Origin of the sequence: Mycobacterium sp. Aquia_216 (assembly GCF_026723865.1) — a bacterium.
In the GTDB taxonomy this organism is placed as follows: domain Bacteria; phylum Actinomycetota; class Actinomycetes; order Mycobacteriales; family Mycobacteriaceae; genus Mycobacterium.
This window is the reverse complement of sequence record NZ_CP113529.1, coordinates 468,108-488,679: the sequence shown is the minus strand read 5'-3', so window position 1 is coordinate 488,679 and position 20,572 is coordinate 468,108. Positions and strand designations below refer to the sequence as shown.

Annotated in this window: 24 protein-coding genes; 12 read left to right on the top strand and 12 right to left on the bottom strand. The window is 65.6% G+C overall.

The features are described 5' to 3' along the window. The first annotated feature begins 41 nt into the window (after positions 1 to 41). Positions 42 to 1,259, top strand: coding sequence for a GNAT family N-acetyltransferase (locus OK015_RS02335; protein WP_268128959.1), 1,218 nt, complete (start codon positions 42 to 44; stop codon positions 1,257 to 1,259). A 7-nt stretch (positions 1,260 to 1,266) separates the two neighbouring features. Here OK015_RS02335 and OK015_RS02330 read toward each other — a convergent pair whose 3' ends face one another. Next, on the bottom strand, positions 1,267 to 2,124 hold the full coding sequence (locus OK015_RS02330) for an alpha/beta fold hydrolase (protein WP_268128957.1): 858 nt from the start codon (positions 2,122 to 2,124) through the stop codon (positions 1,267 to 1,269). 59 nt (positions 2,125 to 2,183) lie between these two features. Between OK015_RS02330 and OK015_RS02325 the strand changes: the two genes are divergently transcribed. Then, a complete protein-coding gene (locus OK015_RS02325) occupies positions 2,184 to 3,152 on the top strand; it encodes a 2-hydroxyacid dehydrogenase (protein WP_268128955.1) in 969 nt (322 codons plus the stop codon). A gap of 218 nt (positions 3,153 to 3,370) precedes the next feature. Here OK015_RS02325 and OK015_RS02320 read toward each other — a convergent pair whose 3' ends face one another. Then, on the bottom strand, positions 3,371 to 4,303 hold the full coding sequence (locus OK015_RS02320) for an alpha/beta fold hydrolase (RefSeq protein ID WP_268128953.1): 933 nt from the start codon (positions 4,301 to 4,303) through the stop codon (positions 3,371 to 3,373). Between the two features lie 126 nt (positions 4,304 to 4,429). Here OK015_RS02320 and OK015_RS02315 point away from each other — a divergent pair, with 126 nt between their 5' ends. Further along, positions 4,430 to 5,062, top strand: coding sequence for a DUF998 domain-containing protein (locus OK015_RS02315; protein ID WP_268128951.1), 633 nt, complete (start codon positions 4,430 to 4,432; stop codon positions 5,060 to 5,062). Here the strand turns inward: OK015_RS02315 and OK015_RS02310 are convergent. From OK015_RS02310 to OK015_RS02300, 3 genes are read right to left on the bottom strand one after another with little or no spacing between them, the layout of a single operon-like run. Beyond that, on the bottom strand, positions 5,007 to 5,738 hold the full coding sequence (locus tag OK015_RS02310; protein WP_268128949.1) for an ABC transporter permease: 732 nt from the start codon (positions 5,736 to 5,738) through the stop codon (positions 5,007 to 5,009). The genes OK015_RS02315 and OK015_RS02310 overlap by 56 nt on opposite strands. 41 nt (positions 5,739 to 5,779) lie before the next feature. After that, entirely contained in the window at positions 5,780 to 6,745 is a 966-nt protein-coding gene (locus OK015_RS02305; RefSeq protein WP_268132378.1) for an aliphatic sulfonate ABC transporter substrate-binding protein, read from the bottom strand. After that, a complete protein-coding gene (locus OK015_RS02300; protein ID WP_268132377.1) occupies positions 6,742 to 7,512 on the bottom strand; it encodes an ABC transporter ATP-binding protein in 771 nt (256 codons plus the stop codon). Before OK015_RS02300 ends, OK015_RS02305 begins: the two co-directional genes overlap by 4 nt. Before the next feature lie 349 nt (positions 7,513 to 7,861). Here OK015_RS02300 and OK015_RS02295 point away from each other — a divergent pair, with 349 nt between their 5' ends. Then, a complete protein-coding gene (locus OK015_RS02295; protein ID WP_268128948.1) occupies positions 7,862 to 9,073 on the top strand; it encodes an MFS transporter in 1,212 nt (403 codons plus the stop codon). Between the two features lie 11 nt (positions 9,074 to 9,084). On the opposite strand, the gene OK015_RS02290 is transcribed toward OK015_RS02295, so the two are convergent. Next, positions 9,085 to 9,474 (bottom strand): alpha/beta hydrolase fold domain-containing protein, encoded by a 390-nt coding sequence (locus OK015_RS02290; protein ID WP_268128947.1) that lies wholly within the window; start codon positions 9,472 to 9,474, stop codon positions 9,085 to 9,087. On the opposite strand from OK015_RS02290, the gene OK015_RS02285 reads away from it, so the two are divergent. Next, positions 9,425 to 9,769, top strand: a complete 345-nt coding sequence (locus OK015_RS02285) for a hypothetical protein (protein WP_268133184.1) — start codon at positions 9,425 to 9,427, stop codon at positions 9,767 to 9,769. The two genes, OK015_RS02290 and OK015_RS02285, sit on opposite strands and share 50 nt — an antisense overlap. Here OK015_RS02285 and OK015_RS02280 read toward each other — a convergent pair. Then, positions 9,747 to 10,637, bottom strand: coding sequence for an SAM-dependent methyltransferase (locus OK015_RS02280; protein ID WP_268128945.1), 891 nt, complete (start codon positions 10,635 to 10,637; stop codon positions 9,747 to 9,749). The genes OK015_RS02285 and OK015_RS02280 overlap by 23 nt on opposite strands. Positions 10,638 to 10,738: 101 nt before the next feature. Further along, on the bottom strand, positions 10,739 to 11,527 hold the full coding sequence (locus tag OK015_RS02275; protein WP_268128943.1) for a TauD/TfdA dioxygenase family protein: 789 nt from the start codon (positions 11,525 to 11,527) through the stop codon (positions 10,739 to 10,741). A 251-nt stretch (positions 11,528 to 11,778) separates the two neighbouring features. On the opposite strand from OK015_RS02275, the gene OK015_RS02270 reads away from it, so the two are divergent. The 5 genes from OK015_RS02270 to OK015_RS02250 all read left to right on the top strand — a co-directional run bounded on the left by OK015_RS02270 (position 11,779) and on the right by OK015_RS02250 (position 16,768). Further along, the gene (locus OK015_RS02270) at positions 11,779 to 12,720 is read left to right on the top strand and encodes a catalase family peroxidase (protein ID WP_268128942.1); all 942 of its coding nucleotides are present in this window, start codon (positions 11,779 to 11,781) and stop codon (positions 12,718 to 12,720) included. A gap of 129 nt (positions 12,721 to 12,849) precedes the next feature. Continuing rightward, positions 12,850 to 13,365, top strand: coding sequence for a GNAT family N-acetyltransferase (locus tag OK015_RS02265; protein WP_268128941.1), 516 nt, complete (start codon positions 12,850 to 12,852; stop codon positions 13,363 to 13,365). Beyond that, positions 13,362 to 14,447, top strand: coding sequence for an LLM class flavin-dependent oxidoreductase (locus OK015_RS02260; protein ID WP_268128940.1), 1,086 nt, complete (start codon positions 13,362 to 13,364; stop codon positions 14,445 to 14,447). The genes OK015_RS02265 and OK015_RS02260 overlap by 4 nt, the downstream gene beginning before the upstream one ends. 13 nt (positions 14,448 to 14,460) lie before the next feature. Further along, on the top strand, positions 14,461 to 15,228 hold the full coding sequence (locus OK015_RS02255) for a DUF1684 domain-containing protein (protein ID WP_268128939.1): 768 nt from the start codon (positions 14,461 to 14,463) through the stop codon (positions 15,226 to 15,228). Between the two features lie 115 nt (positions 15,229 to 15,343). Then, complete coding sequence (locus OK015_RS02250) at positions 15,344 to 16,768, top strand: MFS transporter (protein WP_268128937.1); 1,425 nt, start codon at positions 15,344 to 15,346, stop codon at positions 16,766 to 16,768. Positions 16,769 to 16,780: 12 nt separating this feature from the next. Here the strand turns inward: OK015_RS02250 and OK015_RS02245 are convergent, their stop codons facing one another. Next, complete coding sequence (locus OK015_RS02245) at positions 16,781 to 17,497, bottom strand: NUDIX hydrolase (protein ID WP_268128936.1); 717 nt, start codon at positions 17,495 to 17,497, stop codon at positions 16,781 to 16,783. 132 nt (positions 17,498 to 17,629) lie between these two features. Here OK015_RS02245 and OK015_RS02240 point away from each other — a divergent pair, with 132 nt between their 5' ends. After that, positions 17,630 to 18,199, top strand: coding sequence for a hemerythrin domain-containing protein (locus OK015_RS02240; protein ID WP_268128934.1), 570 nt, complete (start codon positions 17,630 to 17,632; stop codon positions 18,197 to 18,199). A gap of 10 nt (positions 18,200 to 18,209) precedes the next feature. On the opposite strand, the gene OK015_RS02235 is transcribed toward OK015_RS02240, so the two are convergent. Further along, positions 18,210 to 19,091, bottom strand: a complete 882-nt coding sequence (locus tag OK015_RS02235; protein ID WP_268128933.1) for a TIGR03854 family LLM class F420-dependent oxidoreductase — start codon at positions 19,089 to 19,091, stop codon at positions 18,210 to 18,212. 98 nt (positions 19,092 to 19,189) lie between these two features. On the opposite strand from OK015_RS02235, the gene OK015_RS02230 reads away from it, so the two are divergent. Further along, on the top strand, positions 19,190 to 19,441 hold the full coding sequence (locus OK015_RS02230) for a nuclear transport factor 2 family protein (RefSeq protein WP_268128932.1): 252 nt from the start codon (positions 19,190 to 19,192) through the stop codon (positions 19,439 to 19,441). An 88-nt stretch (positions 19,442 to 19,529) separates the two neighbouring features. Here the strand turns inward: OK015_RS02230 and OK015_RS02225 are convergent, their stop codons facing one another. Together OK015_RS02225 and OK015_RS02220 are read right to left on the bottom strand one after the other, a co-directional pair. Beyond that, entirely contained in the window at positions 19,530 to 19,952 is a 423-nt protein-coding gene (locus OK015_RS02225; RefSeq protein WP_268128931.1) for a nuclear transport factor 2 family protein, read from the bottom strand. Between the two features lie 4 nt (positions 19,953 to 19,956). Then, positions 19,957 to 20,514, bottom strand: coding sequence for a TetR/AcrR family transcriptional regulator (locus OK015_RS02220; RefSeq protein ID WP_268128929.1), 558 nt, complete (start codon positions 20,512 to 20,514; stop codon positions 19,957 to 19,959). Positions 20,515 to 20,572 lie beyond the last annotated feature (58 nt).

Genomic DNA, 20,572 nt, shown 5'->3' with positions numbered 1-20,572 from the left:
CCGCCTGGGCTGACCCTGAGCGCACCAGACATGATGGCCGTATGACCACCGAGATCCGGGTTCTCGACAGCGAGGACGACCTCCTCGCCGCGGCCAACGTGTTTCGCGCGGCGATGGTCGGTTTCCCGCCCATGTCGGATCTGCCGCCCGGGCAGATCACCAAACTGCTCGAACCCGGCCGCACCATCGGAGCATTCGTCAAGGACCAACTCGTTGGCACCGCGGACGCCGCGACAAGCACATTGACCCTGCCCGGTGGAGCCGTCGTGAGCCACGCCGCGGTGACGCACATCGGCGTGCTGCCGTCGTTCACCCGAAAAGGTATCGCCACCGCCCTGGTGGGTCACCAACTGCACGACGTCGCGGCCCGCGGTGAAGTGGTCGCCTCGTTGCGAGCGTCGGAGGCCACGATCTATGAGCGCTACGGCTACGGCGTGGCGAGTTCGGCGCAGAGTGTGGAGATTGCGACCGCGCGGGCCGCGTTTCGGCCCGGTGTCGGGTCCGGTGGTCCGGTGCGACTGGCCGGCGCCGGCGAGGCCTGGGAAATACTGCCCCGCATCTATGACGCCAACCGTCCGTCCCGGCCGGGAACCATCGACCGTCCCGGGGTGTGGTGGGAGGGTGTTCGACTTCGCACCGAAGCATCGTCGGGCGCTTGGTATGTCGCGGTGCACGGTGAGCCCGGTGCCGAGTCGGGTTTCGCGCGCTACCGCCCCATCGACACCGATAGATGGTTCGTCAGCGACCACCGCACCATCGTGGTCGAGGACTTCTTCGCGCCGACCACCGACGCCTATCTCGGGCTGCTGCGTTTCCTGGTTGGACTGGACCTCATTGACCGAGTGACGTTTTGGATGCTGCCCCTTGACGATCCGTTGCCCTCGCTGCTTGTCGATCGCCGGTCGGTCAAAGTCACCGCCGTGCATGACGAAACCTGGCTGCGCGTCGTCGACGCCGAGCGCGCGCTGACAGCGCGGTCATATGCCGGGGACGGCGCGATCACTGTCGCCGTCAATGATCCACTGCTGCCGAAGAATTCGGCCAGCTTCGCGATCAGCGCAGGAGGAGCCGAACCGACGACGCGGGCCGCCGACCTGCACGTCGGGATCGAGGGGCTGGGTGCCGTGCTGCTGGGCGGCACCAGCTGGCGCAGTCTCGCCGTGGCCGGGCTGGTCCGGGCCGACGACCCGGCGGCGCTGGCGGCGGCCGATCAGCTTTTCGCGGTGCCCGCAGCACCCCACGCCGGAACGTTCTTCTAGTTAGAGATCAAGCTCCGCGCACCGCACCCGAAACTGCTTGTGGTGCTTCGGATTGCGGGTAATGGCCCACGCCATCGAGTTCCGTCACCTCGGCGCGCGGTAGCACCTCTGCAGCCGCCTGGAGAACATGTCGCCCCGACACCGGATCATCGAGTCCCCAAACCAGCCGCAGCGGACCACTCCAGTCGGCCAGCGCCTTCTCCCATCGACGGTGGTGCTCAGCACGTTCAGCGTTATAACGGATGAGCAGATGTGCGATCTTGTGGCCATCGTCTCGCGAAACGCCGTACCAGAGTTCGTCCAGCTCGGCATCGGTGAGCCGGGACCCGCGGACCGCGTCCAGCCCGGAGCGCAGGCGGCCGGCACTGACCCGGCCGGCAATCAGCTTTCCGATCACCGGCAGAATCAAGAGCTTCTGCAGGCGCGTCGGCCGGTAGGCGCTGTAGACGATCCCGGAATTCAACATGACGAGGCTGGAGATGCTGAATCCGAGCGTGCCGGCCAAAACACGATCGAGAAGCTCCTGGGCGACGATGCCGCCGTAGTCATGGGCGACCAGGCGGACCGAGTCCAGCTGCAGATGTGCCGCCAAATCCTCCACAATATCGGCTGATTCGGCGACCGAGTACTCATAGGGGTTTGGTTTGTCGGAGGCGCCATAGCCCAGAAAGTCCAGTGTGACCACATCGTGGTCATCAGCAAGGTCGGTAGCGACTTCGGCGTAGTCGTAGGACCAGGTGGGAAATCCGTGCAGCAGGAGTACCGTCGGCCCGTGCCCGCGGCGCCGGTAAGCGATGCGGTGACCCCGGCGGCTGATCAACGTCTCGCATTGCTCGATCCATTCACGCGCCCGCGGTATATCCATGGAGCCATTGTCCGCTATCAGACGCAGCCTTCCGGCGTGACTTGGGAGATGATGCATGCGTGACGGTCAAGAAGACGAACGACGTGCTACGGGTCGGCAGCAGGTTCGAGCCGACATTCCAAGCCGAGCTGGCTGCGCGCTACGACATCCCCGAACTCCCCGACGGTCCGCTGCGTGCCGAGTTCCTGGCCGAGCGCGGGGCTGAATTTCGCGTGGTGGTGACGTCGGGCCTGGCGGGCGTTGATGCCGATACCATTGCGGCCCTGCCCAATCTGGAGGCGATTGTGAACAACGGGGCGGGAGTGGACTCGATCGATCTGGAGGCGGCCAAGCGCCGGGGTATCGGCGTGAGCAACACTCCAGATGTGCTGTCGGACACGGTTGCCGACACGGCACTGGGGCTGATCCTGATGACGCTGCGACGCTTCGGCGCGGCCGACCGCTACGTCCGCGCGGGCCGGTGGGCGTCCGAGGGCGCGTTCCCGTATGCCCGGGATGTCAGTGGCCTTCAGGTGGGCATCGTGGGTTTAGGACGAATCGGTTCGGCCATCGCGACGCGACTCCTCGGATTCGATTGCGCCATCGCCTATCACAACCGCCACCGGATCGACGGGTCACCATACCGGTACGCGGAATCGCCCGTGGAGTTGGCGGAGTCGGTCGACGTGCTGGTGGTCGCCACCACCGGTGACCGCCAGACTCGCCACCTGGTCGACCGGACCGTCCTCGAGGCACTGGGCCCCGAGGGCTATCTGATCAACATCGCCCGCGGCAGTGTCGTCGACCAGGACGCACTGGTGGAACTGGTGGCCGGCGGCGGGCTGGCCGGAGCGGGGCTGGACGTGTTCGTCGACGAGCCCAACGTGCCTGCCGCACTGTTCAATCTGGACAATGTGGTGCTGTTCCCGCACATCGGCAGCGCCACGGCCCGGACCCGCCGGGCGATGGCACTCCTGACGATCCGCAACCTCGAAAGTTACCTGGCCAGCGGTGAACTGGTCACCCCCGTATTGCGCCCGCGTAGCTGACGTCGGCGGTCAGTCGGGCACTTGACCGGACACAAGCTGCGCCAGCCTTCAAAGCCTTTGAGCTCGACATCGCTCGGTGTGCAGGACTCGATATCAGCTCGGCCGTCGGCCGCGTCGCGCACCGATTCACTGATGCGGATCTCGCCGCCACCGGCTTGCGGGTGCCCGCGTTAGCCGAGCATGACGGGCGCGCCGCGAGACGGTCGATGGACGGCCGGTCAGCGCTGCGCGGCGGACCTCTGCGTCGCCAGAGCCACGGCGGCCACCACCAGGTCGGGTTGGCGGATCTGGATGAAGTGATCGCTGCCTGTCGCGACGATATGCGGCGTTTGCGGCCGCAGCGCGGCAAGATCCGCGGCGGCCTCCCGCCACGCCTGCTCCAACCTCGCGCCCTGCTCGACCGGCACCGTCGGAGGAATCACAAAGGGCTCGGTCCTCGTCAGCACCACGGTGGGGATCGGCGGGAACGCCGGGGCCGCGCCGACCTGCGCGACACTCTGTTCGATATCGACCACCTCGAACGCGGACGAATCGGCGAACTGCGGCAGCGGTTCGTCCAACGCCTGCCGGTATGCGGGCCAGTCGGCTCCCAGCAGGCTGGGGATCTCAACACCGAAGGCGTCGACGAAGACCACCGCGCACACCTGGTCGGGGTAGGTCTGGGCGTACAGGCGGGCGAAGAGCCCACCCAGCGAGTGCCCGACGAGAAGGTAGGGGCCGCGAAGTTGCGCCGCGGCAAGTAGCGCGTGTAGGTCGCCGACGGCGTCCTGCGCGGTGCGTGGCATCACGACCGGTGAACTGCGGTCGCTGAGAGTGGGCGGGTCGGTATTGCGCAACGTGCCGGGCCGGTCGTAGGCGCAAACGCGATGCGAGCCGGACAACGCAGGTAGCACGCCGGGACCTACCGCCGGGGCAGTGGTATCCGACTGGTTCCACGGATCCGACGAGTTATGGTAACCAGACTCCAAAATGACTGTCGGACTGCCCTTTCCGCGGCATTCGAGGTAGAGGTGGCGTCCGTGGCCGATCTCGATCGGCCCGTGAAAATCGCCCGAAGAACCCGATCCCCGCGCTGGATCGCCGGGTGAGCAGCTCACCAGCGCGAGCACCAACGCGGTGGTCGACAGGAAGACTTTGCGAACGGCGGCCATCGCGCCATTGTGCGGGCACGCGCGGCGGCTGCGCCGCACTGGCTGCGACGTTGCGCGAACGTGTTGGCCTATCTTGGCCGTCGACCGGTTCCGTAGGGTCGGCTCAACAACGGGAGGTTGACCAGCTTGGCTACCAGATGCGGCGCCGTGCTCTGGGTGGTGGCAGCCCTCGGGTACCTCGCGCTCGAAGCGATCACCGCCGCGGGTTTCGGGTCCGCTTACAGCTACACGCGTAACTACATCAGCGATCTCGGGGTGGACGCCGACTCCCCGCAGTCTTATTTGATCCACATCGCGTTCTATCTGCAGGGTGCTCTGTTCTTTCTTGGCGCAGTGTTCATCGTGCGCATTCCCGATAGCCCCCGGGCCCAAATCTTTTTGGGCTTAATCGCCACGAATGCGATCGGCAACCTCGTGATCGGAACCGTGCACAGCGGCGACGCGCATCGCGCCGGCGCCGCGCTGGCAATTGTCGGAGGCACCACCGCGATTCTGGCGGGCGCCGCGGTCATCCCCACGGTCGGCGACCGGCGGTGCTACCGTCACATCTCCGAACTCCTCGCGGCCGTTGGCCTGCTGAGTCTGCTGATGTTGCTGGTTAACTCGGTCACGTCCAATGACAATCTGCTGCCGAGCGGGGCGTGGGAGCGCGGCAGCGTGTACTCGATCATCGTGTGGCAGCTGCTGACCGGCGTCTGCGTGATTAGCTGCGCTGCTGCACCATCCGATGCTCGACGGCGCCCAAGATCGCGTCGCTGAGTTTGCCCAATGCGGCCAGCAGGACGATTGCCAGCAGCATCACGTCGGTGCGGCCGGTGTTTTGGCTGTCGAGGAGGAGAAAGCCCAGACCCTTCGACGAGGCGATCAGCTCGGCTGCGACGACGAACAGCCACGCGTTGGCCAGTCCTAATCGGAGCCCATTCACCAATTCGGGTGCCGCGGCGGGCAACATCACCGTCGTCAACAGCGAGACGCCGCGCCGGCCGTAGGCCCGTCCGACTTCCAACAGCTGCGGGTCGACGTGCGACAGCGCCGACGCCGTCGTCGTGTAGACGGGGAAAAACGCACCGATGGCAACCATCAGAATCTTCGGCGTCTCGTCAATGCCGAACCATAGGAGCAGCAACGGCACCCACGCCAAGGAAGGCACAGTCCGAAAGGCTGCGACGGTCGGCCCCAGCAATCGGCGCACTTCCACCGATAGCCCGATGAGTGAACCAAGCGTCAGCCCCGCGACGGTGCCGGCCAGGTAGCCGACCAGAACTCGAGAACCGCTGGCCTGCAGGTGAGTCCACAGTTCACCGCGCCGGAGCAGGTCGCCCAGCGCGGACACCACATCGGCCGGAGGTGGAAGCTGGCTGGGCGAGAAGTACCCCGTGCCGGCGGTGGCAAGCTGCCAGATCCCCAGCAGCAGCACCGGCACAATCAAGCCCACGAGGAGGCGCGGCAACTTCGCCAGCCGCCCGGACCGGGACGTCAGTGAGCTTGCTGAATGTACTTCGGCTCGATCAGCGTGCTCAGTGCGTTGCGGCCGGCGTCGTCGGATTTGATATCGGAGTCGGCGACCGCGATCGGCTCCACTCGAGTCAGCACCGCCCGCTGCGCGTCCCCCGGCACCGGATCGATGTCCACCAGTGTCCGGCTCAGTTCCTCCTGCGCCACGCTCAGCGCTATGTTCGCCTGCGAGGCCAGCAATGCTGCCAGTTGATCTGGGTGCGCCTTCGCCCACTTCCGGGCCTCCTCATAGCTGTCGACCACCGCCTGGACGGCCTCCGGGTGGGCGGCGATGTAATCCTCCCGAACGTTCAAGAAGCCGTAAGAATTGAAACTCGGATTGCGGTAGATGAAACGGGAGCCTGATTGCTGGATCGTCTCCGCGATGAAAGGGTCCAGCCCGGACCATGCGTCGACGTTTCCGCGTTCCAGGGCGGTCTTGCCGTCGGCATGCTGCAAATTGACGATCTCGATGTCGCTTGGCGAAAGCCCGGCTGTGGCAAGCGATTGCAACAGGAAGAAGTACGGATCGGTGCCCTTGGTGACGGCGACCTTCTTGCCCTTCAGGTCGGCCACCGAGTTGATCGGCGAGTCCTTGGCGACAAGCAATGCCGTCCACTCCCCTCCGGCGTAGAGGTCGACAGCCTTGATCGGCGATCCGTTGGCCCGGGCGACCAATGCGGCGGAACCGGCGGTAGATCCGACGTCCAACGCCTTGGACCGCAGGCCCTCGTTGGCCTTGTTACTTCCCGCCGATAGCACCCACGTCACGTTGTAGCCGCGATTCTCCAGCAGGTGCTGGTCGCGCACCACCAGACTCAACGGACTGTAGTAGGCGTAATCCAGATGGATATCCTTTGACGCCGTGTTCCCGGCGTTCGAGCCACAGCCGGCTACGGCGATGATACTCGCGATAGCCGAAATCGCGGTCAGATAGCGACCTTTCACCATGCTTTTGCCTCACTGCTACGTCGGGGTACCCCGAGTTCGTCCAACAACTGACCTCGTAACGCGGCGATACGCGGATCACCGCGGTCGCGTGGTTTGGCGATGGCGACTTCGTGGGTCGCAGCAATACGGGCGCCGCCGGTCGCTGCACCGGTTTCGAAGGCACGCAGGATCAACACCCGGTCGGCGAGGATCGCGGCCTCGTCCACGTCATGCGTCACTAAAACCGTTGTGGTGCCTGCCTCTTGCTGCACGGCATCGAGCAAGTCCTGCATCCGCAGTCGGGTCAGTGCATCGAGGGCAGCGAGCGGTTCGTCGAGCAACAGAACGCGGGGACGGCGCGCCAGGGCACGCGCGAGGCCCGCGCGCTGCGCCATACCGCCAGACACTTGCCGCGGATAGTGCTCACCGAAATCTCGCAGCCCGACGACGTCGAGCCAATGCTGCACTACACCAGTGCCTTTCGCCCGCGCCGTGCCGGGTGGCAGGCCATACTCCACGTTTGCGGCCAAAGACCGCCAGGGCAATAGCCGGGGCTCCTGGAAAACCACCGCGCAGCGTGGGTCGATTCCGTGGACGGCTTCGCCGTCGATCTCGATCCGCCCACCGGTCGGACTGTCCAGGCCGGCGATGAGCCGCAACAGTGTCGACTTGCCGCTGCCCGACGACCCGAGCAACGCGACCACCTCACCCGGCTCGATTTCGATGTCGACCTCGTGTAACACGGTATGCGTTCCGAACGTGCGGTCGACGCCACGAAGAGACACCCCGGCCGGCGCCGGATTGGTCGACATCACCCGCGCAGCCTAGGAATCTCGGTGGCAGACCGCCAGGTTTGCGTCGAGCATGATTCAAACCCGGCCCGGTCGGGCAGACTCCGGACTGACAACGGCCGTTGTACCGAGATTCGGAATAAGTGCTGGAGCGGCGTCGGCTGTGAACGGGGTGCAGCGCTATTTTTCGCAGCGCTCTTCGAAACACGACGATGTGGCCGCGCTCTTCGAGACACAACGCTGTGGCCGATATCACCACCACACATAACCGCGTGCAGAGATCGGGAGGACATCAGTGTGCAGGTCGAATGTGGCAGTGCCGCGCCGGGAGCGACCGACGCCGGTGAAACCGCATGGACATGACGAACGCGGTGAACCTGATGGCTCACGACTGCTATTCGCCGCGGTGTTGGCCGTCCTGCTGGCTACCGGTTGGGCCGCCAACCACTTCGCCGGGTTGATCCCCGCGATCTATGATCGCCAGCACCTCGGCAGGAGCATGCTCGACGCGATCTTCGCGATCTACGCGGTGGGACTGCTGCCCGGCCTGCTCATCGGCGGTCGCTTGTCGGACGTGCTGGGACGCCAGCCGGTGGCCTGGGCGGGGTCGACCACCGCGCTGGCGGGCACGGTCGCAATGTTGCTGTCGCAGCATTCCGCCGTGTTGTTGGGCGGCCGTTTGGTGGTCGGGGCCGGTGTCGGGCTGGTCGTAAGCTCGTGCACCGCGTGGGCTTCGGACATGAAGGGGCCGGCAGGCGCGGCGGTCGCCGGGGCGGTCCTGACGGCGGGTTTCGCGGTCGGCCCGTTCGCATCCGGCGTGATCGCGTCGGTGGGACATGCCGGTTTATGGGAGTCGTTCGGAATCGCCGCCGTGCTCGTCGCGCTGGCGACCGTCGTCGCGGTGGTGGCGGCCCAGCGCGCGGCCGCGACCGCCCCGGTAGCCGTGGCCAGCGGCGAACAGCCGGCACCGGCGCGACGGGACATCGCGCGGGCGTTGAGTTGGGCGCTGCCACTGTCGCCGTTTGTGTATTCCTCGGCAACTCTCGCCTTCGTGACAATCCCCACCCATGTGCACACCGGGCTCGCGGCCCCGATGGCCGCAGGGACCGCCGCGCTCATTGCCAACGGCGTCAGCGGCATTACCCAACTGATCGCCCGCGCGCGTCGGTGGGGCCCGCACGCCGGCACGTTCGGAGCCGTACTGGCCGCGCTCGGCTACGCGGTGACCGCTGCGGCGCCATCGACAATGCCGCTGGGCGTCGGATTGTCACTGCTGGTGGTTCTTGGCTGCGCGTCGGGCCTGCTGCTCCGTGAGGGCTTGATTGATCTGGAAGCCACTGCGCCGCAACGCCTACGCGGTGCCCTGACCGGAACGTTTTACACGGTGAGTTACTTCGGTTTCGGATTGCCAATGCTGTTGAGCTCCCTCGGGTCCGGCAACGCCGCGGCGATGGTCCTTGCGGTGATGGCGGCGCTGGCGTTGACGGCCGCCGCAGCCCGGGCAATCCGGTTGCGACGAGTTAGCCACCGCCAGAGCGCATTCGGCACTAGGTGATCGCCCGCGAGCTACAGCGCCAGTGCTTGGCGCAGCACCGCGATCTTCTCTGCCCCCTCACGCTTGGAGATCGCCGCATCCTGGATCAGCATCGAGCCGTGGAAAGTCCCTGGGAATAAATGTAATTCGACACTCACGCCTGCGGCAAGCATGGCCAACGCGTAGGCGACACCTTCGTCGCGAAGTGGATCGAAGTGCATCACCGAGACGTACGCGGGCGGCAGACCCGCCAACTCGGTGGCACGAGCCGGCGCCGCGTAGATCGGTACGTCAGCGGTGCCGGCGCGACCGGAACCCAGGTAACAGTCCCAGCTGACGATTGCTCGGGGACGACTCCAAAGTGGGGTATCGATGAAGTCCGTCATGCTCGCCGTGATGAGTCGACCGTCGAGCTCGGGCACGGACAGAAACTGGAAAGCGATCTGCGTTGAAGGCGTGCTCCGTCTCGAGATCGCCGGCGATGAACCCTCCCCCGTGCACGTTGTATACCGCGGCCGGGGCGTTGCGCTGTTCGGGCCGGTAAATCCGGATGCGTACCGCAGGATCAGCGTCGCGGCCGGGGATTTGACGATCCTCGATCTGCACTCCAGTGATGTCCGGCGGCGGAAACTGGGCGATCATCTCGGACATCGCCGCCCGGACGGCCAACGGCGCCTTTTATCCCGCTGTCCGCTCAACGATTGCGCAGGGCGGTGAAGAATTTGTCCCGCAACAGTCGTTCGAATATCGGCGGCAGTCCGTGGAACGGTCGGCCGTATTCGTGTGCGGCCTTATCCATCAAGTCGATGCCGGTGATCGTCCAACCGCGTTCGGCCAGCCAATCTTTGGTGTTCGCGCGCGGGTCGTCATACCACAGGTCGGCGACCGGGTGCTGTGCCGAGAGTTGGCTGATCGCCGCCATTTCCTCGGCGAATTCCCGCAGCTCCCCGGGCACCGGCCCCAATTCCGCGGCTATCTGGCTGCCCTCCGCCGACAGTTCGTGCAGCTTGTCAAACAGTGCGTCCTGGGCGGCGCCAGGAAGGTAAGGCAGCAAGCCTTCGAGCGCCCACGCCGTCGGTTGTTCGGGGTCGAATCCCGCCGCGGTCAGGGCCCCCGCCCAATCGTCGCGCAGGTCGACGGCGACGGTGACACGTCGCGCCCGAGGCACAGCGCCCCGGTCTTCCAGAACCTGCTGCTTGAACTCCAGCACCCGCCGCTGGTCGACTTCGAAAACGACGTAATCGGCCGGCCATGCCAACCGGTACGCACGGGAATCCAGGCCGGCCGCCAAGATGACCGCCTGACGTGTCCCGGATTGCCCGGCCTGCGTGAAGAAGTCGTCGAAGAACCGCGTACGGACCCCTACCCACTGGGCGTTGAACGCCGCCGCGCTGTCCATGTCGGTGTTCGCCACCGCGGCACTGAGATTCGGCTCACCGGCGGCGGCGACAAAGCCGGCGGCGTAATCGTCATTCGCCAGGGGAGGATCCAGAGCGGCATCGAGGGCACGCCCGGCACAGACACCCAACGCGGTCAGCCCGACACTCGACACGATGTCCCAGGTGTCGCCGGCTGATCGGGACATTGCACCCTCCCATACGAACTCGCCCGCCACCGTTTGTTCGGGCAACTAACGAAAACTGTACACGCGAACTCGAGGTGACTTACGGTGGCGAGAACCGAGTATCAGCCGCCGATGACCTTGCGATAGGCGCGCGGTCCCTGGTAATCGTTAACAGCGAAATGCCAGGTGGCTTGGTTGTCCCAAATCACGAAATCACCAGGCTTCCAACCGAATCCGACGGCATAGTTGGGTGAAGATGCATGCGCCAGCAGGAATGGCAGCAATGCCTGGCCTTCGGCCGGTTCGATGCCCGTGAGGCGGATCGCCGAAGAGCTGAGGAACAGACCCTTGCGACCGGTGTGGCGGTGCGTGCGCACCACCGGGTGCTCGACTGTCTCGGTCACCGGGAGCCGGTGGTAGGTGCCGTCGCCCGGGTAGGCGCTGTACTCGGCGCTCACCGAGTCCAGCAGTTGTCTGAATGGCTCGGAAAGCGCATCGTACGCCGCCTGGAGATCGGCCCACAGTGTACGGCCGCCGATTTCGGGCACGACCTGATAAGTCAACGACTCGATGTTGAACGGTGGGTTACGCCAGGTGCCGCCCACGTGCCAGCTCGACGCGGCGCCCGCCTTTTCCAGGTCGAAGACGTAGACCAGCCGGTTGTTCTGGTCGCGGTGCAGCCACAGCGGATGGTCAAACGGCTCGTCGAAGATCCGCACCGCTTCGACGTGTGCGTCGGGGGACAAGTTCTGGTTGCGGAACACGAGGACCTTGTACCGCCAGAAGTCATTCCGCAGTGCCTCGGCAGTCGCCTCGTCGACGCCGTTAGCAAGGTCGACGCCGACGATTTCAGCCCCCAGAAGCGGGCTGGCCGGTGCGACCCGATACGGGGCGGTTTGGGTTACCGTCATTTCCATCCCCTCCGCACGAACTGCGTGGATCCTTCCAGAGTTCCCGCGCGGTACCCGAAAAGGAATGGTTTGAATCCGGCTGCGCCGATGCGATTTTCACCGGCCTGGTCTCGCACACTCGAACTGGCGCTTGGCGTTTGCCGCTACCTGCTTGCGATGCGCGGCAGCGCGGTCGAGCCGACTGCCCCGCTTGCCGCGGCCACCCGGTTAGATGGACTCAGCCACAGCCCGGCGTCCAACAGGAGAGCACCATGCCATTAGCGACAGATGAAAAGCTACTGCGACTCAGCGATGAGATACTGGCGACATTCACTCAAATCTTCGGTGAGCATCCCGGGATCCGTCCGGCACACGGCAAAGGCGTCCTGCTGAATGGAACGTTTGCGCCTGCGGCCGCCGCGGCCGACCTGTCCATCGCCCAACATTTCCAGCAGGCCTCGACGCCCGTCCTGGTGCGTTTCTCCGACTCGACCGGACTCCCGGACATTCCGGACACCGATCCGAACACTCTCCCCAAAGGAATCGCGGTCCGATTCGTCCTGGGCGAACACCTGCACACCGACGTCATCGCCCATTCCGTCGATGGCTTCCCGGCACGCACTGGCGACGAATTCCTGGAATTCTTGCGGGCGCTGGCTACCAGTGACCCGGCTAACCTGGCCGGGTCGCCGCTGGAAGCCTTCCTCGGTTCGCACCCCGCGGCGTTGCGTTTCGTGCAGGCGCCCAAGCCCTTCCCGGCCAGCTTCGCACAGGAGGCGTACTTCGGCGTGAGCGCGCTCAAATTCGTCAATGCCGCGGGAGAGCGCAGATTCGGCCGCTACCACGTGATCCCGGAGGCGGGAACCGAATACCTCGATGAGTCCGTCGTGCCGTCCAAGGATGCTAACTATTTATTCAGCGAAATCCGCGAGCGCATCGCGGCCGCTCCGGTGCGCTTCACACTGGCGGTGCAGCTCGCCGAAGACGGTGATGCCGTCGACGACGCCACCGTCAGTTGGCCGTCGGACCGGGAGGTCAGGAAGCTCGGCATTCTCGAGCTGACTAGCCCCGCCATCGACGACGCCGCGCAGCAGAAACACATCATCTTTGACCCGATCCCCCGGCTGCCGGGAATCGAACCGTCCGACGATCCGCTGCTCGAGCTGCGCGCCGCGCTCTACCTGATCAGCGGGCGCAGGCGCCGGGCCGCGTAGCCGCCGGGCACTCATCCGCGACCGGCCGGGAATGAGGCAGGCAGTAACTTCGTTCGTGTAGACCGAAGCTTCCCGGTGACCGTCACTGGTGCGCCGCTGCTTCCTGCGGAAAAGTGATGGAGACGCTGCGTGACGACAACCGACCGAGCCCTCGATGTGTTGGACTTTGTTGCCGTCCACCAGACCGATCTCCTCGTAGCGCCTCAACTCGAGGGACTTGCCGTCGAGTACAGCGCCCGCTACGGCGGCGACTCCACACGAAAGCACGGCGAGCTACTCGCCTATCCGGCCGAAGAATTCGAACCCCCGGGCGGCGTACTCACCGTGGCGCTGTGCGACGGGGCGCCCGTCGCGGGCGGCGCGTTTCGTCGCTATGACTCGACGACGGCAGAGCTCAAACGCATCTGGACCGCATCGGCCTATCGGCGGCGCGGTTATGGCAAGCGCGTGGTCGCCGAGCTGGAGCGAATCGCGTTGCAGCGCGGGTACACTCGCGTCTACCTGACGACGGGGTGGCGGCAGCCCGAGGCGGTGGCCCTCTACCGATCGATGGGGTACACCCCGCTTTACGATCAATCGCTGCGCTCGGCGGAAATTGGCCGACATCCGTTCGAAAAGTCGCTGCTTGGTGAGGATTTCGGATGAAGTTCCTGCTGATAACGCTGATTACACATGTTCCCGATCCCGTTTCGGGTGCGAAGAAAAGCACGGCCGATCGGTTGCGCGAGGTCCTCGACAAGGCAGTGCTCGCCGAGGAACTGGGTTTCGACGGGTTCGCGGTGGGCGAGCGGCACGAGGATCCGTTCATCTCATCCTCCCCGCCGGTAGTGCTGAGCAACATCGCGGCGCGCACCTCGAAAATCGCTCTGTTCACCGGGGTTACGACGTTGAGCCTGCTCGATCCGGTCCGCGCCTTCGAGGACTACTCGACGCTGGACAACCTGTCGGACGGGCGGCTCGAGCTGATCATCGGCAAAGGCAACGGTGCCGCGCAGGCCGAGTTGTTCCACGTGACCGCCGAAGACCAGTGGGACCGCAACCGCGAGGGATACGAGTTGTTCCGGTTGCTGTGGGAGGGCGACAATGTGACCTGGTCCGGGCGATTCCGGCCGCCGCTCGTCAACGCCAAGGCACTCCCCCGGCCACTGCAGAGCAGGATTCGGGTCTGGCATGGCAGCGCGACGAGTAAGGACTCAGTCGACCTCGCGGCCCGGCACGGCGATCCGATTTTCTCCGCCAACGTCGTCAACCCCATCGAGCCGTATGCGGAGCTGGTTCGTCACTACCGGCGGCGCTGGGAGTTCTACGGCCACCGCCCCGGGGACGCCCTGGTGGGTGCGGGGACCGCCGGCTTTTACGTCACCCGGAAGTCGCAGGACGCCGTAGCCACCTATCGGCCGATGTTCGAGGCGCGCCTGGCGTTCGCGCGCCGCGCCGGGATGCCGGTGGTGTTCGAGTCGATCGACGATTTCGTCGAGCGCAGCTCGGCGTTGGTGGGCAGCCCCGAGCAGGTGATCGACAAGGTGGGTCGCTATCACGAGCAGCTCGGTCACGAGGTGATGCATCTGTCCGCCGATGCGGACGGTGTGACGCCTGCCCAACAGCGTCGCAGCCTCGAATTGTTTCAGTCCGAGGTCGCCCCCATCCTGCGCGCACGCATTCCGAGTCGCCCGCTCAGCGCGCAGTCGGGTCGCAATGATGTTGTGTCCGTTCGACAGAGTGAGTAAGTAAGCGAGGATCATGACTACTAGCGCAGATACCACCGTAGGAACGTTCGAGGCAGCGTGGAACAAATGGCACTCTGAGCGTGAACGCTCTTACGCTGATCCATTCGGCTGGGTCAGCCTCACCGGCTTGTACTGGATCACCGAAGAATTCGATGCCGTCGCCGACCTTCCGGGACGATGGCGCGCCGACCGTGAGGCGGTGTACATCCAGGGAATCGACGGAACCGACCGGCTCGAACCAGTCGAGGGCGCACGGGGATTGCTGGTGCAGTCCGGTGACCGCCGCATCGAGGTGATCCGCCGAACAGGGTCGGTCGCGTTACGCGTGCACGATCCGAAGTCGCCGCACCTTAAGGCGTACAACGGTATTCCCGCGTATCCACCGAGCGAACGGTGGCGGGTGGTCGGCAATTTCACACCGTATGAGGAGCCGAGGATCGTCACCACGGGCGCTGTCGTAGAAGGACTCGAACATCACCTGCGCGCCGTCGGCGTCATCGACTTCGTACTGGCGGGCACCGCGTCTGCGCTGGTCGCATTCGGAGACACCTCGAGCGGGTTGCGCGTGCTATTCACCGACGCGACAAGCGGAGTGACGACATACCCTGGCGCCAGGGTGCTTTCGATCGACGCGCCGGACGCCGACGGAACGGTGACGCTCGACTTCAACCGAGCATCCAACCTGCCGTGCGCATTCACCGACTACGCGACCTGCCCGGTAGCTCCCGCCGAGAACAGGCTTGCCGTTGCCGTGGAGGCCGGCGAGAAGAATCCGCGATGAGCCGGGCCCCACGGTAGCGACCCCAGCCATCTGAGTATAGTTGACTATATTCAGTGGGCTCGACGGACGATGCGGTCTCGTCGATCGGTGGGTGGGCTCAATGTGAGGCGGACCAGTGACGGCGACGCAGTTATCCGCGACACGCTCGGCGATGACCGTACTGCTGGGGTCCGCCGCGGCATTTCTTGCCAGCCTGGACCTGTTCATCGTGAATATCGCCTTCCCGGACATCCGCAGAGCCTTCGGTAGCGCCGATCTCGGGGCGATGTCGTGGATTCTCAACGGCTACACCCTGGTTTTCGCGGCATTCATGGCCCCGGCCGGTCGGCTCGGAGACAGATACGGGCATCGCCGCGTATTCCTCTGGGGCTTGGCCGTGTTCACGCTGGGATCGGCCGCGTGCGGGCTGTCTGGATCATTCGTTATGTTGGTGGCGTTCCGCGTCGTGCAGGCGTTCGGCGCCGCGATGCTCATGCCGAGCTCGCTGGCGCTGCTGCTGGCCGCCGTTCCCGCATCGCATCGCGCCGTTGCGGTCAGCACCTGGTCGGCGGTGGGCGCCGTGGCCGCCGCCCTCGGGCCGCCGGTCGGCGGGATGCTGGTCGAGTTGTCCTGGCGGTGGATCTTTTTCGTCAATGTCCCGCTGGGATTGCTAGCCCTTGCCGCTGGCCCCTGGGTGCTGGCCAAAACCATCCCGACCGGTGCCGGGATTCCCGATCTGTTCGGTGCGCTGTGCCTGGTGCTGGGTGTGGGCGCCTTGGTGTGGGCCCTGATCGAACTGCCCGAGGCTTCCAGTGGCGCGAAGGTCGTGGTCGCCACCGTGAGTGCCGGATGTGCGATGGCGGTGGCGGTATGGCGTTCGTTGCGCCATCCATCGCCGGCCCTGGATCTCGCCGCGGTGCGGGTGCTGCCGATGTGGTCAAGTTGCCTCGCCCTGCTGCTGTTTGCCGCGGCGTTCGGTGCGATGCTGCTGAGCAGCGTCATGCTGCTGACCGCCGTGTGGGGCAAAGCGCCCGACGTCGCCGGGCTGTGCCTGTCGCCGGGTCCCGTTGTCGTAGTCATCGTCTCGCTCACGCTGGCCGGTCGACTGATCGGCAGGATCGGCGTCGGCGCTGTCGCCGCGACCGGGGCCACCCTCTACGTGGTCGGGATCGTGATCTGGCTGTGCCGGGTGGGTCCACACCCCGACTACGTCGCCGATTTCCTTCCCGGCCAGCTGTTCACCGGAGCCGGAGTGGGGCTGGTGTTTCCCAGCCTTTCCGCGGTTACCGGCCTGGCGCTACCCGCACACCGGTGGGGTGCCGGATCGGCGCTGATCAATACCGCCCGCCAATTGGGCACCGTGCTGGGCACCGCGGTGTTGACGATGATCTACCAACCGGGTATCGACCTGAGCACTATCCGGCGAGGTTGGGGATTCATCGCCGCGGCCGCGGGTGCCGCGGCATTTATCGGTGCGGCACTGGCACTTTGGCGAATGACCACAACCGAGAAGCCGCCGCGCGATGACGAGATCCCGAGCGAACGGGTTTGCGCGACTTGATGTTCCCGAATTTCACTTCCAGGCGAACACCGGCTGTTCCAGCTCGTCGACCGGATCGTGGCGGCCCTCCAGGCACAGCCAGCGCAGTTGCAACAGCACGGCACCCGTCGGCGCGTGGATGAGATCGTTCCCCAACGGAATCTGGACGACCGGATGCGGGCTCTCCGGAATGGAGATGAAGCGCGGCGAATCGTCGCGCTGCAACTGGTGTAACCCCACCCGGTAGACGGCCACCACCTCGTCGGGTGCCGGACGGGGATCGAGCTTGCCGCCGCCCCAGATCACTACCGGCGTGATGACGTACCCCGACCGGGTCGGGTAGTCGTCGAGCATCCCCAACACCATCGCGCCAGGCAGCCTGATACCCACCTCTTCGTCCAGCTCCCGCAGCGCGGCGTCGACAGGGGTCTCACCCGGGTCGAGGCGACCGCCCGGCAGCGCCCACTGCGCAGCATGTGATGAGAGACGGGATGCCCTGCGGCACAGAAGGAAAGCGGCACCTCCCGAAACGTCGACCATACGCCCGTCGAGACCGGCTTCCATCGGCCGCCCGGCAATCCAGTCATCCACCGGCGCTGGATCCACCCTGTCCTCACCGACCTTCGAGTCGACCACTACCACCGCGACTGCGGCATGCCGCTTCGTCGGGTCGATCACGGTGCGACGATCGTGACTCGCCAGATTTACCCGGAACTGTTCCCGCAGCGTCTCGTCATAGGTGATCGTCACCGCTCGACCATAGGCCGCGACTCGGCGCATACGTCTATCGGGCTTTTCGACGGTGTAGCGAGTTGACGGCGCGTCTGGCATCGTCGGTCGAGACGGACGAAGGACTAGCGGACAGGAAGGCTGGGAGTCGCAATGGCTGACATCACCATGCTGATCCTCGCCGACCACGAGTGGTTCCGCGAACAATTTGCCAAGCTGGACGATCTGCAGGCGCAGGCACCGGCCAACCGGGCCGCACTCGAGCGGGTTTGGCGTCCACTCGCCGACAAGCTTGATGTGCACGCCTACATCGAGGAGAAGATCTTCTACCCGCAACTGCTCCGGCGCGGCGCCGACAATCCCGAGGGCGAGACGCTCGATGCGATCGGCGATCACAACGACATTCGCGACGGAGTACGCGACGCCGGCGCCGCCGGGGTCGGTTCCGAGTCGTGGTGGGCGGCGGTGGGCCGCACCCGGCTGGCGAATGACGACCACATGGGCGAAGAGGAGCGCGAAGGGCTGGCGGACTTCCGTCACCACGCCCCGATCGGTCTTCGGGAAGCTCTCGGTCGGCAGTACAGCGAATTCATGGCCGAGCATCCCACCACCAGGGGACTTCAAATCGTCGATCGCGACCCCGAGGAGTACGTCGAGAGCATTGAAAACCCGTCGAAGCCCACGGATTACTCGCTTCGCATCGGCAGCCTGAAAGGCAAGTGAGGAGTCGAGCTCAGTTCTGCCTGCCGGCCAGCTCGGCGACGAAACGATCGATGAACCCGTCCAGTGGTCCGCTGCCGGCGGGCCGGATGACGAATTTCGTCAATCCCGCATCCACGTAGGCGTCGAGTTGGCGCTGCAGCTGATCCCAGCCCGCGGCTATCAGGTCGCCGGGATCGATATCTGGACGACGACGGCGAGCCGCAGCGACCAGCTCTGCCGGCAATTCGCCGTCCGCGACAGCCAGCGAGATACCAAAATGATCCGGCTCGATCTGTCGGCCGGCGTCTTGCGCGGCCCGCTCGATCGCCTCACGCCCGGCTCGCGCCTCATCCGGGGTAAGGAAGCTACCCAACCAGCCATCCGCCAACGCACCGATACGCCGATACGCCGCCGGGGCCGAGCCGCCCAGCCAAATGTCCAGCGGGGGAGACGGTTTCGGCGTGATCACCGCTCCGCTGACGGTGAAGTAGCGGCCACGATAGCTGGCCGCTTGGTCGGTCAACGCCAGGCGCAGCACCCGCAGCGATTCGTCGAACACCGCTGCCCGCTCGCCGTCGGGCACCGCGAACAGCTCGCGTTCTGCCGGAATCGCCGAGCGTAACCCGAAGGCCGGCAGGACCCGCTTCGGTGCGAGGGCCGCCAGCGATGCCAGTTGTTTGGCCACCAGCACCGGATGGCGCCCGGGCAGCACCGCCACCGACGTGCCCACCTTCAGGCGGGTTGTTCGGGCGAGCGCATAGGCCATGCCGACCATCGGATCCACCGTGGGGGCGTACACCAGCTCGGAGAACCACAGCGAGTCCACCCCGCTGCGCTCCAGGTGGTCGACAATGTCGGCCAGGCGATCGGGAGCGCTGTCCGCGCCCAGCCCGACTCCTATGCGAATCTTCATCCGCGTCTCCCTTCGTGCTTCGCCCACATGCGTACCGCAACATGGCGGCACCGCCGTTTGTGCCCGCGTCGCGCTCGGCTGGCCCGACAATGGGGAAGATGAGCGACGTCCTGGAGATCACCCAGCTGGTGAACCTCTACGGGCTGGCGGTCGATTCCCAGCGATGGCAACTGTTCGGCCGGATCTTCGCCGCGGATGTGGCCGCCGACGGCAACCCGCTCTGGGACGGCACCGGTTGGTACGACGACGCGTTGGTGCGTACCCCGGTGGCTGGCGGATCACTCACCGGGTATGCCGCATCACCCGGTGGACCGGCAACCCGTTCGGCAACGAGACGACTGCCGGCGTGAAGTTCGACCTGGCTACCACGGTGCTGCGACGCGAAGCCGACACCGGACGCGTCGGAATTTTGACTGCCGTAACCGAATGGCCGGCCCGCTAAGCGGTGGCGAACTTCTCGGCCAGTTCCAGGGCCTCCTGCTGGATCCGTTCGAACTGGGCACCCATCGCTTCGGATAATGCCGTCGCCCCCGACAGCGGCCGCACCATGACCATGAACTCGTCGATCAGTCCGTCCTCGTCGAAATGCAGGAAGTCACAACCGGTGATCTTCACGCCGGGCGCCCCCGAGATCCCGGTCTCGAAGACGAGCGCGTGGTCGCGTCCGTCGTTGCCGGCGATCTCACGGACGTAACGGAAGTCCTCGAAAATCCGGAGTACGCCACGCAGGATCGCCGCGGTGATCGGCTTGCCGACATACGGCTTGAACGCCACCGGGCTAGTGAACACCACGGCGTCGGCCAGCATTGCCTGGATGGCTGCCTCGTCGCGGTCCTCGACCGCCTTCCGGAAGGGGTGCATCAGATCATGGTGCCGGATCGGTGAGGTAGTGCGCGAGCACCGGTCGCATCCACTCGATGAGACGCGCATCGTCCATGCCGGCCAGCGACGGGATGCCCAAGAAGTAACGGGCCACCGCGAGGCCGAGCAGTTGCGATCCGACCAAAGCGGCTCGCTCGGGCGCGCGATCGGGGACGACCGCGGCCAGCGCCGGGGCTACCTGGTCGACGAACACGGCAAGCAGCGCATCCGCGGCAGTCCGGTTGGTCGCGGCCGAGCGCAGTAGCGGCAGCAAGGGCCCCTGCGGTCCCCACACGCCGATGAACATCGGCAGCAGCACATCGGCAATGCGGTCGGCGGCAATGCCGGAGAGATCGGGAAACTGGACATCGAATCGAGAGGCCGCGGCGAAAAGCTCTGCCTTGCTGCCGAAGTAGTGCATCACGAGCGCCGGGTCGACGCCGACTTCCGACGCCACCGAACGGATAGTGGTGCGTTCGAAGCCGTTGGTCCCGAATTGCGAACGCGCGGCGGCCAGAATCGTCGATCGCGTGGCCTCTCCATCACGGGTTTTCACGGGCATGCGGCCAGTATATTTCAACAACTGTTGACATAGCCTGCGGCCCAGCCTAGCGTTTGAG